The sequence below is a fragment of the Streptomyces sp. NPDC041122 genome (assembly GCF_055592445.1).
On sequence record NZ_JBVIYQ010000007.1, the window covers coordinates 395426 to 410477 of the forward strand.

The following is a 15052-nucleotide window of genomic DNA, read 5'->3' on the forward strand; positions in this document are numbered from 1 at the left end:
GTGGGGTGGACAGGATGAGCAGCTGACTGGGCGCCCGAAGGCGCTTCGACGACACGATGAAGAACCTGTTCTTCATCGTGTTCCTGTTCGCGCTCGGCTGCCGGGTCGGCCCACGGTTCTTCCGCGGGCTTAAGAAGCCCGGGCTGGGCGCGGGCCTGATGAGCGCGGCGCTCACCCAGTCGGCGGCCATTGGTCTCGGCGCGATCCGGTGCGTCATGCTGCTGGCGAACGCGCTGCCCCGCCCTTACCGGCGCGACCTGGCCGATGAGAGCGCGGCGCTCGCCGCCGAGCTGGACGCGCCCGACGAGAATCCCGACGAGGGAATTCATCGTCCCGTTCCGCATTTGTATCTGCTGCGAACCTAGTCCTGCAGCGCTGCGCACGGGACCCTAGTGAGAAACCGGTTGGAGGTCAAAATGATCCGCTCAGCGTGGTTATGACTTCGGAAGCGAACGGGGAGAACAGCAGCGGCAGGCCTACTCGTCGGAGTGGACAAACGGGGTTTCGGCCTCGTGCCTGAGCCCGCTGATCGGCGGTACAGGAAGCTTCACCATCTCCCACGTGTCCACGGGGATAGGAACTGTCACAGCAGGGAAGTTTGCCGGAGACAGTGTGATAGCGGTGAACACTTTCCTGCAACCAAACCTCCTGTCCTGCGCGACCACCGCAGGTGTTACGAACATGACTGAGACAGTGAACCTGCTGATCAGCAGCCTCTGATCGCCCTCAACGACGAAGCTCCTGCGGTTCTTGACGCGGCATCTGGCAACCCGGCGGCAGGAGATCGGTACGTGGTGCCAGCGCGCCTTCCTGCCGCACGTCAAGCCCTGCTCGCCGTGGCTCTAGGCGAAGCAAACACTGTGGTCGAAGGTGTCTGCCATCCTCGACGGCACCTTGTTGCCGATCGGCCGCATCGTCGCCGACACCGGTCCACGCCGGGAAACATAGGCGCCCTGGCACGAACGTTCAGATCCTCACCGATCCCGTCGGACGCACCAACCGAATCACCGACTTGGTGAAGGCCGCCCTCGCCCTCCACCGCGCATCAGCGTGAGGTTGGGGAAAGCCCGGTGGCTGCCGACGAAATATGGATGGCAGCACATGGCCTGAAATGTGCGCTGCTTGCTGAGCTAGTGGAATCGGCCGTATCTCGTCGGCAGCTGAACACCCCAAGGGAAACTACTGCCCCGCGAACCCGTCCCCGCGCCGGCAAATATGCACAAAGCGCCGAATTATGCTCCCCCACGGGATGGCGATTTCCTTTCTTTGTGGCGGTGATATGTCTCGTGTTCCGTTCCTGCCGGAGGTTTGCCCTCCGGGGTTCAGAGCACTTCGTTCGGTGGCACATGTGGATGCTGTCGCAATGCTGAGAGCAGGAGGCCATGGGGTATACCAGCAATTATCAGTCGAAGGTGTTCGCGGAGGGTGGCAGCTCTTTTCCATTCACCATGGATGGGTGGGAACGAGCAGCCCGGTCGGCTCTTCCGCGCCGGGATTTCGACTACTTCGCGGGGGGCGCCGGCCGCGAGGTGACCCTGGCCGCGAACAGGGAAGCGTTCGACCGGTGGGGTCTCATCTACAAGGTGCTGCGCGAGGAAGGAGACGCCGACCCGGCCCGCACTGTCATGGGGACACCGATGAGCATGCCCGTCATGCTTGCCCCGGCGGGTGTTGCCGGCCTGGCGCACCCTGAGGCCGAACAGGCTGCGGCGCGCGCCGCAGCCGAAGCGGGCGTGGTCCACGTGCTGTCGGCGACGACGTCCACGTCACTGGAGCAGGTGGCGCAGGCCGCGCCGGAGGGCCGTCGCTGGTTCCAATTCGCCTGGCCCGACGACGAACTGCTGGCCCGGTCGCTGGTCACGCGTGCCGAGAACGCGGGCTACAGCGCGATCATGGTCATGGGCGACTGCTACGTGGCGGGCTGGCGGCCCCGTGAACTCGCCTCCGGTTTCTCCCCGTTCCTCGCCGCCCACGGCCTCGGCAACTACCTGTCGGACCCCCGCTTTCGGGAACTGGCCGGGCTGGATGCCGACATAGAGCCGCGGCAGGAACCGACTGCAGCGACGCAGACCGCTGCGGAAACGTGGAACCGCATCTTCACCAGGCCCACGTTCCGCCCCCAGGATCTGGAACAGCTACGTTCCTGGACCACCCTGCCGATCATCGTCAAGGGCGTCTGCGCGCCCGCAGAAGCCGCCCAGCTGTACCAAGCGGGAGCCGATGCTCTCGTGGTGTCCAACCACGGCGGCAGGCAGCTCGACAACGGCGTGGCCGCCCTGGACTGCCTGCCTCCCGTCATCACCGCGGTCGACGGCCGCATTCCCGTGCTGTTCGACTCCGGTATCCGCTCGGGCACCGACGTCCTGATCGCCCTCGCGCTGGGCGCCGAAGCCGTCCTTGTCGGCAGGGCGTGGCTCTACGCGCTGGCCGTCGGAGGACAGGCCGGCGTCGAGCATCTCCTGCACTGCCTGAAGGCCGAGTTCACCAGCGCGCTCGCTCTCACCGGCCACCACCGCTGCGACACCTTGTCGCCGCGGGATCTCACCCCCGTCATCCCACCGCACCTGAAAGGAACGCCATGAGCACCCGACCGGCACACACCGACCTCCCCTACACTCACGCCGGTGACGAGGACCAGGCCCGCCTGGAAGCCCTGAGCGAGGCCCTCGACCCGATCACCATCTCCGTTCTGGAAGCTCTTCCGGACACCGGCGACGCGGCCTGCCTGGAGCTGGGCGCCGGAAGCGGCACCATCGCCCGCTGGATGGCCGACCACTTGCCCTCCGCGCAGGTCACCGCAACCGAGCTGGACCTGCGCCACCTGGAGGCCGAAGGCCGCAAGAACCTCGACTTCGTCCGCCACGACGTGACCCAGGACCAGTTCCCCGAGGCAGCCTTCGGCCTCATCCACGCCCGCTGGCTGCTGCACCACCTGCCGGTCCGCGAACGTGTCCTGTCCGAGATCACCAAGTGGCTGGCCCCGGGCGGCCACCTGGTCCTGGAGGAGCCGGCTCTCTTCCCCCTGCAGGCCACCCAGGACGAGACCTACCGCCGTGTCTCCCTCGGCGCTCTCACCGTGCTCGCGCAGCGCGTCGGCACCGACTGCGGCACGCCCTCCCTCAACCTGGCCCACCAGCTGGCCGAACTCGGCCTGAGCGACGTCACGATGCGTGTCACCTGCCCCACCGTCGCAGGCAACACTCCGGCAGGCCGGTTCTGGCGACTCACCCTCCAACACCTCGCCGACGACATCGCGGAGCTGCCCGACATCCACCGCGACGACGTCACCACAGTCATCGACCGACTCTCCCAGCCCGGGTTCCTCGAGCTGGGCATGGCCACGGTCACAGTGACAGGAACGAAACCGCGAACCTGAAGCGTCTTCAAAGCCCCATCGAGCAGGCATCGTGCCTGAGGAAGGATCCCTGTCGGACGAAGCGGCGGCTTACCAGCACAGGCCCCGACCGGAGTCTTGGTCGGGGCCACCGCCTCAGACCTTCTCTGAACGCTCTGAACGAGCGCTGTCCCGTAGCCCGAGCGGCCGAGTGACGAGGCGGGACTACGGGTCGGGGTGGAAGAGTTCCAGGCATGACCGAAAGCGCGTATCTGTACATGGCGAAACCCCGGATCACGGTGCTCGGTGTCCAGCCCGGACACCCGCCGTTCCGCATCGTGGAGATCGACGGTGAGGTCGTCGGCAAGGCGAAGACCGTGACGGACGTCCTGGACGCGGCCGCGATGGCGGGCATCACCGTGCACGACCTCGACGACCCGGACGCGGTGCGGTGGGTGGGCGGCGACAAGTTCACCTGGCGTCCCGGCAAGGAGCCGTTCCCGGAACGGCCCCGGGAAGGGACCCAGGAACGGCTCATCGACCCGGCCCAGGGGCCGCTCGCGGACCCGGGCAACGCGACGGGCTGAGAGGGCCGCCGCCCGGCGGGGGCCCGAGGCCACCGGAAGTGCTCAGGCCCCGGGCCACCCCGTGGCCGGCACCTCCTCCCCGGCGGGTACCGGCCCCGGCGGTGTCCCGTCGCCGAAGGGGCGCCCGCCGAGCTCCTCCCGGTGATGTTGCGTCAGCCAGCCGGAGAGGTCCGGGCCCAGCGGCACGATGGCCGTCGGGTTGATGCCGGTGTGCACCTGGTAGTAGTGCCGCTTGATGTGGTCGAAGTCGATGGTGTCGCCGAATCCCGGGGTCTGGAACAGATCCCGGGCGTACGCCCACAGGACCGGGTCCTCGGACAGCTTCCTGCGGTTGCACTTGAAGTGGCCGTGGTAGACCGCGTCGAACCGCACCAGCGTGCTGAACAGGCGGATGTCCGCCTCCGTGATGGTGTCCCCGACCAGGTAGCGGCGGCTCGCCAGGCGCTCCGAGGTGAGTTCGAGGCGGCGGAAGAGATCGCGGTACGCCGACTCGTACGTCGACTGGTCGGGGGCGAAGCCCGCGCGGTACACGCCGTTGTTGACGTCGCGGTAGATGCCCTCCATGACGGTGTCGATCTCGTCGCGCAACGGCTCGGGGTACAGATCGGGCGCCCCCTCGCGGTGCAGCGCGGACCACTCCGTGGCGAGGTCGAGCGTGATCTGCTGGAAGTCGTTGGTGACCAGCTTGCCGCTCGGCACGTCCACGATCGCCGGGACGCTGACCCCGCCGGGATACCCCGTCTCGCGGGCCTCGTACGCCTCGCTGAGGAAGCGGATGCCGAGCACCGGGTCCCGGCCGTCCGGATCCAGTGTGAAGCGCCAGCTGCGGTCGTCCTGGACCGGGTCGGTGACGCCCAGGGAGAGGGCGTCCTCCAGGCCCAGCAGCCTGCGTGCCACCATCGCGCGGCCCGCCCAGGGGCAGGCCCGGCTCACCACCAGGCGGTAGCGCCCCGCCTCCACGGGCCAGCCGTCCGCGCCGTCCGCCGTGACGCGGTCCGCGAAGTGGCTCTTGGACCGCTTGAACTCCTTGTGCCCGTACGAGGCGTTGCCCTGCTCCGAACTCATGACTGGCTCCTCTCGCGCGCGCAGGACCGGGTCATCGGTACCCGCTGATGACGAGTGTCCTCGGCGGCGGCGCGGGATGGCGGAGGCGGGGCCAGATCGTAGATGCGGTCGATCAGTGCCGCCTCGTTGCCCGCGAGGCCCGCGCGGCGCAGCGCCTCGTCGGCCTCCGCGATCGGACCCGCCAGCAGCGTCGCCGCGGCCACGGGGGAGACCGATGCGGAGTCGGAGAGCGCGGCGCGCGCCGTGTGCAGCAGACGCAGGCAGGCCTGGGCGGCGAGCAGTTCCTCGGACGTCGTGCCGGTCATGTCGTGCGACTCCTCTGCGCTGGGGGGCGTGTACGGCATTGCGGGATGCCACCTCCCACTCTCGCGCACGGGTCTGACAACGGCGCTCTACGCGGCCGGGGCGCGGCGGGTGAGCCGCAACGTGAGGCCGTCCGGCATCAGCGTGAGCCGCTCCGCGACGCGCAGCCGGTAGGCGGGATCGGCGTGCAGGTCGTAGCGGCGCAGCAGCAGGCCGAGCACCAAGGTCGCCTCGTGCAGGGCGAACTGACGTCCGATACAGGCACGCGCGCCGGTGCCGAACGGCTTGAAGACATGGGCGGGCCGGGCCCGTACGGCCGACGGGGCGAACCGGTCGGGGTCGAACTCCTCGGCGTGTTTGCCCCAGGCCGCCGGGTCCCGGTGCAGCATCGTCGCGAGCACCAGCGCCCACGCGCCCCGGCGCATCGGATGGACGCCCCCGAGGACGGTGTCGGCGCGCGCCTCGCGGGCGAACGCCGGCGCCGTCGGCCACAGCCGCAGGGACTCGTCGAGCACCCGGCGCAGGTACCGCAGTTTGGCCACCTGTTCGTACGCGGGCTCGCCCGCGGCGCCCCAGACCTCGTCGACCTCGGCCCGCGCGCGGGCGAGCACCTCCGGGTGGCGCGACAAGTAGTGCAGCGCGAACGACAGGGCGCCGGACGTCGTCTCGTGACCGGCGACCAGGAACGTGATGACCTGGCGGCGGATGTTCTGCGGGGTGAGGCGCTCGCCCGTGTCGGGGTGGGCGACCTCCAGCATGCGGTCGAGCAGGTCGCCGTGGCCGCCCGATCCAGAGGCCGTGCGGCGGGCGGCGACCACCGCGTCGACGGTGCGGTTGAGGTAGGCCATGTCGGCGTCGTTGCGCCGGTCGGCGCCGCGCAGCAGCAGCGGGGTCAGCAGGGGCGGTACGACGTTGCGCCGCTGGGCGAAGGAGAGGGTGCCGACCATCGCCGAGACGAAGGGGTGCGGTGCGGACCGTTCGAAGGAGCCGAAGTCGTGGCCGAAACCGGTGCGGGCGATCGTCTCCAGGGTCAGCTTCGTCATGTCGCCCGGCACGTCCACCGCGCGGCCCGCCGCCTCCCGCTCGTCCCAGCGCGCCGTCAACTGCCGGGCCACGTCCAGCATCAGAGGGTGGTAGCCGGCCATCGCCTCGCGGCTGAACCCGGGAGCGAGGATGTCGTGGGCCAGCTGCCAGTTGGGCTCGTGGTTGTACGCCGTGAAGAGGCCGTCGCCCGCGACCGGCCGCAGGTTGGCGACACCGAGGCCCACGTGCTTGGCGAACCGCGACTCGTCGGCCAGGTCCGCCGCCAGCTCGGCGCCCCACACGAACACGAACTCCTTGCCGAACGCCTTGCGCCGGAAGATGGGCCCCAGAACACGCGCCATCTTCATCGAGTCCTGCAGAGGCGTACGGACGTCGGCGCCCAGGATGTCGCCGAGCAGCGGGATCCGACGCGGCGGATGCGGGATCCGGTGCAGCTCGGGCCAGCCCAGCTCGGCGCTGCGGAACCCCTTCTCCGGGGCGGCCGGTGCCCCCTGCCCGCCCGGTCGGCCGGAACCCGGTGCCGCCGCGGACCGCGTCGTCTGCGCCATCTGCCCATCTCCCTTGTCCGACGGGCCCGTTGGGCCTGTTGTACGTGGATTCAATAGGAGCTTCCAGTCTGGTACCGCTATTGAATTCGCGTCAAGTAAAGTGCCCGCATGGCCGCGAACCCCCAGGAGCGCACCCGCCGCAGACTGAGCACCGAAGAGCGCCGTGAGCAGCTGCTTTCGGTCGGGGCGCGGCTGTTCGCGCAGAAGCCGTACGACGATGTGTGGATCGAGCGGGTGGCGGAGATCGCGGGCGTCTCACGCGGGCTCCTGTACCACTACTTCCCCACCAAAAGGGACTTCTTCGCCGCTGTCGTGCACCGCGAGAGCGCGCGCATGCTGCGCCTGACCGCGGCCGAACCCGGCCTTCCGGTCGACGAGCAGATCACCGCGGGCCTCGACGCGTTCCTCGGCTATGTGGAGAGCCACGCCGAGGGATTCCGCGCCTTCCACCGGGCCGAGGCGGCGGGTGACCCGCTGGTGCGCGAGGTCTACCGCAACGGCCTCGCCGCCCAGGAGCGGCAGATCCTCGCGGCTCTCGCCGCGGACCCGGACGCCGCGGACATCACCCAGGACGCGCCCGCGCTGCGCCTCGCGGTGCGGGGCTGGCTCGCGTTCATGGTGGCGGTCTGCCTGGAGTGGCTGGCGGAGCCCGGGCTGAGCCGGGACCAGGTGCGCGACCTGTGCGCCAAGGCGCTGCTCGGCGCGATCACCCGCTGAGGCCCGACCGCGGCGGGCACAGCCGGGGTCACGGCGGGGCGAAGCCCGTCAGGAAGTGGGCGAGGAGCGTACGGCGGGACGCTTCGGTGGCCAGGCGGTCCGCCGCCCACAGGAAGAAGTCGTCGGCGACCGCGTCGAGCCAGTCGTAGGCCGGGTCGAAAGGGCCTGGATCCGGTGCGGGGTAGGGGAGTTCGAACCGCGCGGCGCCGTCGGGCCCGGTGACGGTGAACCGGCGGCCGCCGCCGGGAAGGGAGAGCTGCCGGACGGTCACCGTCGCGCAGTCCCAGCGCCGCGCCCCGTACTGCAGCCAGAGCGTCCCGGCGCCGGGGCCCGTCGCGTACACGGCGGTGGCCGCGTGCGCGTCGGGCCCCGGCAGGTGGACGAACCCGTGGCAGTGTCCGCCGGGTGCGGGGGAGAGGAGCCCCGTCACGGGGGCCAGTTCCCACACCCGGCCGTGCCGGTCGTAGTCCGCCAGGAGGGTCATCGGCCGCGGGGCGCCAGACCGAGTTCCTGGTCCACGGCCGCGCTGCTGCGGGTGGCGGCCTCGATGACCGCGCCCCAACTGCCGTACCGGGCGAACTGCTGGTCCGCCGTCGGGCCCAGCGGGTTGCCGTACTTCTTCATGTTCCGCTCCTCCAGGGCCTTCACCGCCTCGGGGGACATGCCCGCGCGGGTGATGTCCTTCGCGTCGTTGCGCATGTCGACCAGTGTGCGGGCGATCTCCTCGTCCGAGGCGCCCGCGGCCCGCATCTCGTCGGCCACGCGCTCCATGTCGTCGAGGAGCCCGTGATAGCGGATCCGGACCTCACGCGCCTGCTCGCGCTGTTCCGGGGTCATCTCCCGGATCATGCAGACGGCCGGGTCCTTGCTGGTGCAGGCTTCGTCGGCGGCGGCCGAGACCGTCGACAGCCGGTCCACGGCGGGCACCTGGGCGGCGTGCGCCTGTCCGGGGGCGACGAGGAAGCCGCTCGCCGCGGTGAGCAGCGCGAGAAGGAACAGTGTGAGGGAGCGGGTCAGCGGGGCCGCGCGATGGGCCGGCGGTCCGGCGCAAGCGGGTGCACATGTCGGCATGGGGGAGGGGTCTTCCTTCGCCTGAGTCACGACGGTCGGGGGACGAATCGGACGTTACGGCGGGAAGGCGGGGGCTCGCGCGCGTGTCGAACGGGGCGTCCGGGTGACCGTGTGAGCACGACGCAGACCGGACGGCCGCACAGGACGCTGCCCGGCCCGCGCGTGGACGGGACCGGGCAGCGACCGGCGGAGGCGGGTGGTGGCTCAGGCCGCCCGTGCCGCGCGGTGCCGGTGGGACCGGACGAGGTCCGCGTAGTGGCGGCCGCTGGACTTCACCGTGCGGCGCTGCGTCGCGTAGTCGACGTGGACCAGGCCGAAGCGCTTGTCGTAGCCGTACGCCCACTCGAAGTTGTCCAGGAGCGACCACGCGAAGTACCCGGCCAGCGGGGCGCCCCGGCGGGCGGCCCGGGCACACGCGGCCAGGTGCTCGCGCAGGTACTGGGTGCGCTCCTTGTCGTCGACCGTGCCGTCGGCGCCGACCACGTCGGGGTAGGCCGAGCCGTTCTCGGTGACGTACAGCTTTCGTGCGCCGTACTCCTCGGTCAGCCGCATCAGCAGGTTCTCCAGGCCGTCCGCGTCGATCTCCCAGTCCATGCCGGTGTGCGGCACCTCGGGCCGGTACACCTGGCGGGCGAACGGCGCCGGGCCCGCCGGGTCGTGGGCGATCACGGCCGGGAAGTAGTAGTTGAGGCCCAGCCAGTCCAGGGGCTGCGCGATGGTCACCGCGTCGCCCGCCCGCTCCGGCAGGTCGACGCCGTACACCTCACGCATGTCGGCGGGGAAGCCGAGCCCGTGCAGCGGGTCGAGCCACCACCGGTTGGTGTGCCCGTCGACGCGCCGGGCCGCGGCGATGTCCTCCGGCCGGTCGGAGGCGGGCCGCACCGGGGAGAGGTTGTTGACGATGCCGACCTGCGCGCCCGGGGCGGCCGCGCGGATCGCCTGCGTGGCGAGCCCGTGCCCGAGCAGCAGGTGGTACGAGGCCCGTACGGCGGCCGTCAGATCGGTGAGCCCGGGCGCCATGCGGCCCTCCAGGTGCCCGATCCAGGCGGAGCACAGCGGCTCGTTGAGCGTGGCCCAGTGGCCGACCCGGTCGCCGAGCCGCTCGGCGACCACCGAGGCGTACGTCGCGAAGTGCTCGGCGGTCTCGCGCTCCGGCCAGCCCCCGCGGTCCTGCAGCGCCTGCGGAAGGTCCCAGTGGTAGACCGTCGCGCTCGGGGTGATGCCCGCCGCCAGGAGCGCGTCGACGAGCCGGTCGTAGAAGTCGAGGCCCGCCGCGTTGACCGGTCCGTCGCCGCCCGGCACCACGCGCGGCCAGGCGAGAGAGAAGCGGTAGGCGTCGACGCCGAGCTCCCGCATCAGCGCGATGTCCTCGGGCCAGCGGTGGTAGTGGTCGCAGGCCACGTCGCCGGTGTCCCCGCCGTCGATGGCACCGGGCACACGGGAGAAGGTGTCCCAGATCGAGGGCGCCCTGCCGTCCTCGGCGACGGCCCCCTCGATCTGGTACGCCGAGGTGGCCACGCCCCACGCGAAGTCCTGCGGCAGGGCGGAGAGGTCCAGGGGCGAGGGCTCGGTGCGGGGGGAGGGGTCGGTCACGGAATTCCTTTCGGGGAGGGTCACTTGACGGCTCCTGCGGTGAGTCCGGCGACGAGGTAGCGCTGCAGCAGCAGGAAGCCGGCGACGACGGGGACGCTCACGACGAGCGAGGCGGCCATGACCTGGTTCCAGTACACGTCGTTCTGGGTGGCGTAGCCCTGCAGGCCCACCGCGAGCGTGCGCGTGGTCTCGTTGGTCATGACAGAGGCGAAGAGCACTTCTCCCCAGGCGGTCATGAAGGCGTAGACGGCGACGGCGACGATGCCGGGGATCGCGGCGGGCACCACGACGCGGAAGAGCGCGCCCAGCGGCCCGCACCCGTCGACCAGCGCCGCCTCGTCCAGCTCCCGCGGCACCGAGTCGAAGTAGCCGATCAGCATCCAGATGGAGAACGGCAGGGAGAACGTGAGGTAGGTGAGGATGAGTCCGGCCCGCGAGCCGAACAGGGCGATGCCGGTGGCGTCGCCGACGTTGACGTAGATGAGGAACAGCGGCAGCAGGAAGAGGATGCCGGGGAACATCTGCGTCGACAGGACGGTCACCGTGAACACCCGCTTGCCGCGGAAGCGGTACCGGCTCACCGCGTACGCCGCGAACACCGCGACGACCACCGAGCACAGCGTCGCCGCGCCGGCCACGATCAGCGAGTTCACGAAGTAGTCCGCCAGCGGCACCGTCTTCCAGATGTCGAAGTACGGCCGCACGGTGAACCCGCTGGGCATCCAGCGGAACGACCCCGACACGTCCTGCAGCGGCTTCAGCGAGCTGCTCACCATCACGTACACCGGAAGCAGCACGAACCCGGTCAGCAGCGTCAGGAAGACGCGCCGCGCCCAGAGGAAGGAGCGGGGCGGCGCGCTCGGGGAGCGCGCCGGGAGGGACGGGGCCCGCGGCACGGACGGAGCCCGCGTCTTCAGGGACTCAGACATCGGCGGTCTTCCTTCCCCGCGAGGTGACGAGCAGATAGCCGGCCGTCACCAGGAGCAGGAAGAGCAGCAACAGGACCGACATGGCGGAGCCCGTACCGAAGTTCCAGGTGACGAACGACGACTGGTAGATGTGGATGGAGATGAGGTCCGCCGCCTCGGGCGCCGACTTGCCGAACAGCACGTACGGCGTGTTGAAGTCGTTGAACGTCCACAGGAACAGCACCAGGACGAGCACCTGGTTCACCGGGCGCAGCGACGGCAGCGTGATGCGCCGCACTTGCTGCCACCTCCCGGCGCCGTCGATCGACGCCGCCTCGTACAGCTCCTTGGGGATGTTCTGCAGCCCCGCCATGACGATCAGGAAGGCGAACGGCCAGCCCTTCCACACCGACACGGTCAGCAGCGCGACGAAGCTGTTGTCGCCGATCAGCCAGAACGGCGGGCTGTCGGTGAGCCCCAGTTGGTCGTGCACGACGTGGTTGATCAGCCCCGTGTCCCGCTGGAACATGAACGACCAGGTGATGACGGCGGCGTACACGGGCAGGGCGTACGGCGTGAGGAAGACGGCCCGCAGCAGGCCGCGGCCGCGGAAGTTCTCCTGCATGAAGACGGCGGCCGCCGTGCCGATGAGCCAACAGAGGCCCACGGACAGGACGGTGAACGCCACGGTGACGAAGAACGAGTGCAGCAGCGCCTCGCCGACCGGGGCGTCGAAGTCCACCGCCATCTCGTAGTTGTCCAGGCCGCTCCACGGCGCGGAGCCCCAGTCGCGGATGAAGAACTGGGTGAGCTCCTTGAAGCTCATCACGATGCCGACGCCCATCGGCACCAGATGGACGATGAGTTCGAGGAGCAGCGCGGGAAGCAGCAGGAGGTAGGGGAGCGAGACGCGGCGCAGCCGGTCGGGCAGCCGTGGGCGCTTCGGGCGCCGGCCGGAGGGCGGCGCGGCGCCCTCCTCGGCCGTGGGGGGAGTGGTGAGCGTGGTCATGGCACCGCTCTCAGCTCTTGGGCATCTGCTGCTGGGCCTTGGTCAGTTCGGCCGTCACGGACGCCGTGGTGACCGGCCTGCCGGCCGCCGCGTCGGCGAACAGCGCCTTGATGGCCGTGCCCACCGTCGTCTCGAACTGCGACTCGTTGGGCACCTGCGGCAGCGGGGCCGCGCTCTTGCGCAGGGTGTCGCGCAGCACGGCCGTGTCGGCCCGGTCGAAGGCGGCGTCCCGCTGCGCGGTCTTGACCGGCGGTATGGATCCGTACGCCTTGTTGAGCAGGGCCTGTTCGGCGTCGCTCGTCATGAACTTCACGAACTTGCGGGCGCCGTCGAGGTTGTCGGAGTTCTTGAAGACGGCCATGTTGATGCCCGCGACCATCGAGTTGACCTGCCGGTCCGCGCCGGGCTTGCCCGACTCCACGGGGACCGGCGCGACGCCCCACTCGTCGGGCTTCATGCCCTGCGCGGCGAAGGTGGTCGCCGCGGCCTGCCAGAGCACCATCGCCGTCCTGCCCTGGGCGAAGTCCCGCAACGACTGGTTCTGCGCGTACTCGGCGTTGCCCGGCGCGATGATCTTGTCCTTGGCCATGAAGTCGACGTACTGCTTCACCGCGGCCACCGCACCGTGCGAGGTGAACGTCGGCTTGCCCTGCGCGTCGAAGAAGTCGGCGCCGTGCTGCTTGCCGAGGGCGAAGGCCTGGTGGATGTTGTTCACGAGGTTCGAACCCTCGGCCCCCAGCGCCCACTTGCCGCCCCTGGAGAGCTTCTTGCCGGCGGCGACCAGCTCGTCCCAGGTGGCCGGCGGCTTGCTGATGCCCGCTTCCTTGAACATCGCCTTGTTGTAATAGAGGGCGTACGACAGCGAGTACAGCGGCACCGCCGCCGGGTCCTTGCCCGCGGCGCCGGTCGAGCCGAGGGCCGCGTCGACGAAGCGGTCCCGGCCCCCGATCGCCTTGAAGTTCTCGGCGTCCCAGGGCAGCAGCGCGCCGCTGGCCTGGAGCGACGACGACCAGGTGTTGCCGATGTTGAGGACGTCGGGGCCCTGGCCCGACGTGGTCGCCGCCAGGATCCGGTTGAGCAGGTCGGACCAGGGGACCACCTCCAGCTTGACCTTGATCCCCGTCTCCTCCTCGAACTTCTTCAGCTCGGGAGTGAGGATCTTCTTGTCCGCGGAGACGCTCGGACCTTGGTTGGAGGCCCAGTACGTGAGGGTCTTGGGCGAGGCATTGCTGCCCTCGCCGCCGCTGGTGCCGCCCCCGCAGGCCGTGAGGGCGGCACCGGTGAGAGCGGTCACGGTGGCAAGGGCTGCCACGGCTCGGAATCTGCGCATGGCGGATCCGTCCCTTTCGTGGTGGATGACAGGGATTGAGAACGGGCAGGTGAGCGCGCCGAGTTCGGCGTCCGAACGGATTCACGGCTTAATTTAGGACGTGAGTTAAAACCTGAGAGATAGTCGCGTCAAGAGGTGGCGCACGGGTATGTTGCCGGACGGAGAGGAGCCACATGGCCGAGCGGAGCAGCAGAACGGTGCGCGACCTGCGCGTGGGCAACCGCGCCTCGGTACTGCAACGGTTGTATTTCGACGGCCCGATGAGCCGTCAGGCGCTCGGGCCCGCGACCGGACTCAGTTCGGGTTCCGTGAGCAACGTCGTCGCCGAACTCACCGCGGACGGCATCCTGGAGGAGGCGGGCAGCGTCGAGTCCGACGGCGGCCGCCCGCGCACCCTGCTCCGCGTCGCGCCGTCGAGCGGACGCCTCATCGGTGTGGATGTCGGGGAGACCCGGGTCCGCGTGGAGGCGTTCGACCTGGCCCTCACCGAACTGGCCCGCACCGAACGTCCGTTGACCGACAGCGGCTATGACGTGGAGACCATCGTCCGCCACATCGGCGAGGGCGTGGCGCAGGTCGCGACGGAGGCGGGCATCGAAGTCGACGCCCCCTACGGCTCGTTGATCGGCGTGGGCGTCGGCGTGCCCGGCATCGTCGACCGTGACGACGCGGGCGGCACCGTGGTGCACGGCCAGACCATCGGCTGGGACGCCGTCCCGCTGGAACGGATGCTGCGCGAGACGATCCCACTCCACGCCGACACCGCCTACTTCGTCGACAACGGTGCCCGGGCCCTCGGTCAGGCCGAGATGTGGTTCGGCGGCGGACGCGGGGCGCAGGACGCGGCGATCGTGCTGATCGGCTCCGGCGTCGGCGCCTGCGTCGTCACCGGCGGGGTGATCCATGGCGGTGCGCGCGGCGGGCCCGCCGAGTGGGGCCACTTGACCGTCAGCGTCCGCGGTCGGCGCTGCCGCTGCGGGGCGCGGGGCTGCCTGGAGGCGTACGCCGGAGCCGAGGCGCTCCTGGCGCGGTGGCGGGAAGAGGGCGGCAGGGTGCCGGCGGGCGCGGACGAGGAGACGGCGCTGAGCGCCCTGCTCGCTGCGGCGCACCCGCAGGACGGCACGGCACCGGACCCGGTCGCCGCGGCCGTCCTCGACGAGACCGCCGAGTACCTCGGCGCCGGCATCTCCGACCTCGTCAACCTCTTCGGCCCGGAGCGTGTACTCGTCGGCGGCTGGGCCGGGCTCCAACTGGGCCCGCATCTGCTGCCCGCGATCAGGCGGTACGCCGAGGCGTACTCGCTGCGCCACCCCGCCGCCCGCGCCACCGTCACGCTGGGGCAACTCGGCCCGGACGCGGTCACGGTGGGCGCGGCGACGCTCCCGCTGGCCGACTTCTTCACCCGGGGCGGCCGTCGGCGGACCGATGCGGCCCGGACGGAGTCCTCGGTGGCCGGGGTGCCGGGCTGGCAGGCGGTGCTGGAAGGGCGGGGGGCGCGCTGAGCCCTCTGCCATAGGCCCTCTCTATACCCCCTGCTGAATCT

The 15052-nt window shown here is 70.5% G+C and carries 13 protein-coding genes and 2 pseudogenes; 6 read left to right on the plus strand and 9 right to left on the minus strand.

The features are described 5' to 3' along the window. Positions 1–41 precede the first annotated feature (41 nt). The 4 genes and pseudogenes from ACZ6B8_RS26075 to ACZ6B8_RS26090 form a co-directional block, all read left to right on the plus strand. Positions 42–323, plus strand: a pseudogene (locus tag ACZ6B8_RS26075) (aspartate-alanine antiporter-like transporter); the annotation flags it as partial. Between the two features lie 1059 nt (positions 324–1382). Beyond that, entirely contained in the window at positions 1383–2582 is a 1200-nt protein-coding gene (locus ACZ6B8_RS26080) for an alpha-hydroxy-acid oxidizing protein (protein WP_471608834.1), read from the plus strand. Further along, entirely contained in the window at positions 2579–3376 is a 798-nt protein-coding gene (locus ACZ6B8_RS26085; RefSeq protein ID WP_471071049.1) for a class I SAM-dependent methyltransferase, read from the plus strand. The genes ACZ6B8_RS26080 and ACZ6B8_RS26085 overlap by 4 nt, the downstream gene beginning before the upstream one ends. A gap of 212 nt (positions 3377–3588) precedes the next feature. Next, a pseudogene (locus ACZ6B8_RS26090) lies at positions 3589–3819 on the plus strand (hypothetical protein); the annotation flags it as partial. A gap of 144 nt (positions 3820–3963) precedes the next feature. Here ACZ6B8_RS26090 and ACZ6B8_RS26095 read toward each other — a convergent pair. From ACZ6B8_RS26095 to ACZ6B8_RS26105, 3 genes are all read right to left on the minus strand, one after another. Beyond that, entirely contained in the window at positions 3964–4986 is a 1023-nt protein-coding gene (locus ACZ6B8_RS26095) for a glutathione S-transferase family protein (protein WP_471071046.1), read from the minus strand. Next, positions 4983–5291, minus strand: coding sequence for a hypothetical protein (locus tag ACZ6B8_RS26100; RefSeq protein WP_471071043.1), 309 nt, complete (start codon positions 5289–5291; stop codon positions 4983–4985). Before ACZ6B8_RS26100 ends, ACZ6B8_RS26095 begins: the two co-directional genes overlap by 4 nt. 87 nt (positions 5292–5378) lie before the next feature. Continuing rightward, a complete protein-coding gene (locus ACZ6B8_RS26105) occupies positions 5379–6881 on the minus strand; it encodes a cytochrome P450 (protein ID WP_471608835.1) in 1503 nt (500 codons plus the stop codon). 108 nt (positions 6882–6989) lie between these two features. Here ACZ6B8_RS26105 and ACZ6B8_RS26110 point away from each other — a divergent pair, with 108 nt between their 5' ends. Further along, a complete protein-coding gene (locus tag ACZ6B8_RS26110; RefSeq protein WP_471071037.1) occupies positions 6990–7598 on the plus strand; it encodes a TetR/AcrR family transcriptional regulator in 609 nt (202 codons plus the stop codon). A 28-nt stretch (positions 7599–7626) separates the two neighbouring features. Here the strand turns inward: ACZ6B8_RS26110 and ACZ6B8_RS26115 are convergent, their stop codons facing one another. From ACZ6B8_RS26115 to ACZ6B8_RS26140, 6 genes are all read right to left on the minus strand, one after another. Beyond that, entirely contained in the window at positions 7627–8082 is a 456-nt protein-coding gene (locus ACZ6B8_RS26115) for a hypothetical protein (protein WP_471071034.1), read from the minus strand. Next, complete coding sequence (locus tag ACZ6B8_RS26120) at positions 8079–8669, minus strand: hypothetical protein (RefSeq protein WP_471608836.1); 591 nt, start codon at positions 8667–8669, stop codon at positions 8079–8081. Before ACZ6B8_RS26120 ends, ACZ6B8_RS26115 begins: the two co-directional genes overlap by 4 nt. Before the next feature lie 204 nt (positions 8670–8873). Next, positions 8874–10262, minus strand: a complete 1389-nt coding sequence (locus ACZ6B8_RS26125) for a GH1 family beta-glucosidase (RefSeq protein WP_471608837.1) — start codon at positions 10260–10262, stop codon at positions 8874–8876. A 20-nt stretch (positions 10263–10282) separates the two neighbouring features. Continuing rightward, a complete protein-coding gene (locus ACZ6B8_RS26130) occupies positions 10283–11191 on the minus strand; it encodes a carbohydrate ABC transporter permease (RefSeq protein WP_471608838.1) in 909 nt (302 codons plus the stop codon). Next, on the minus strand, positions 11184–12179 hold the full coding sequence (locus ACZ6B8_RS26135; protein ID WP_471071022.1) for a carbohydrate ABC transporter permease: 996 nt from the start codon (positions 12177–12179) through the stop codon (positions 11184–11186). The genes ACZ6B8_RS26130 and ACZ6B8_RS26135 overlap by 8 nt, the downstream gene beginning before the upstream one ends. Positions 12180–12189: 10 nt before the next feature. Further along, positions 12190–13509: an ABC transporter substrate-binding protein gene (locus tag ACZ6B8_RS26140; protein ID WP_471608839.1), complete on the minus strand. Its 1320-nt coding sequence runs from the start codon at positions 13507–13509 to the stop codon at positions 12190–12192. 173 nt (positions 13510–13682) lie between these two features. On the opposite strand from ACZ6B8_RS26140, the gene ACZ6B8_RS26145 reads away from it, so the two are divergent. Then, a complete protein-coding gene (locus ACZ6B8_RS26145; protein WP_471608840.1) occupies positions 13683–15011 on the plus strand; it encodes an ROK family protein in 1329 nt (442 codons plus the stop codon). Positions 15012–15052: the final 41 nt, after the last annotated feature.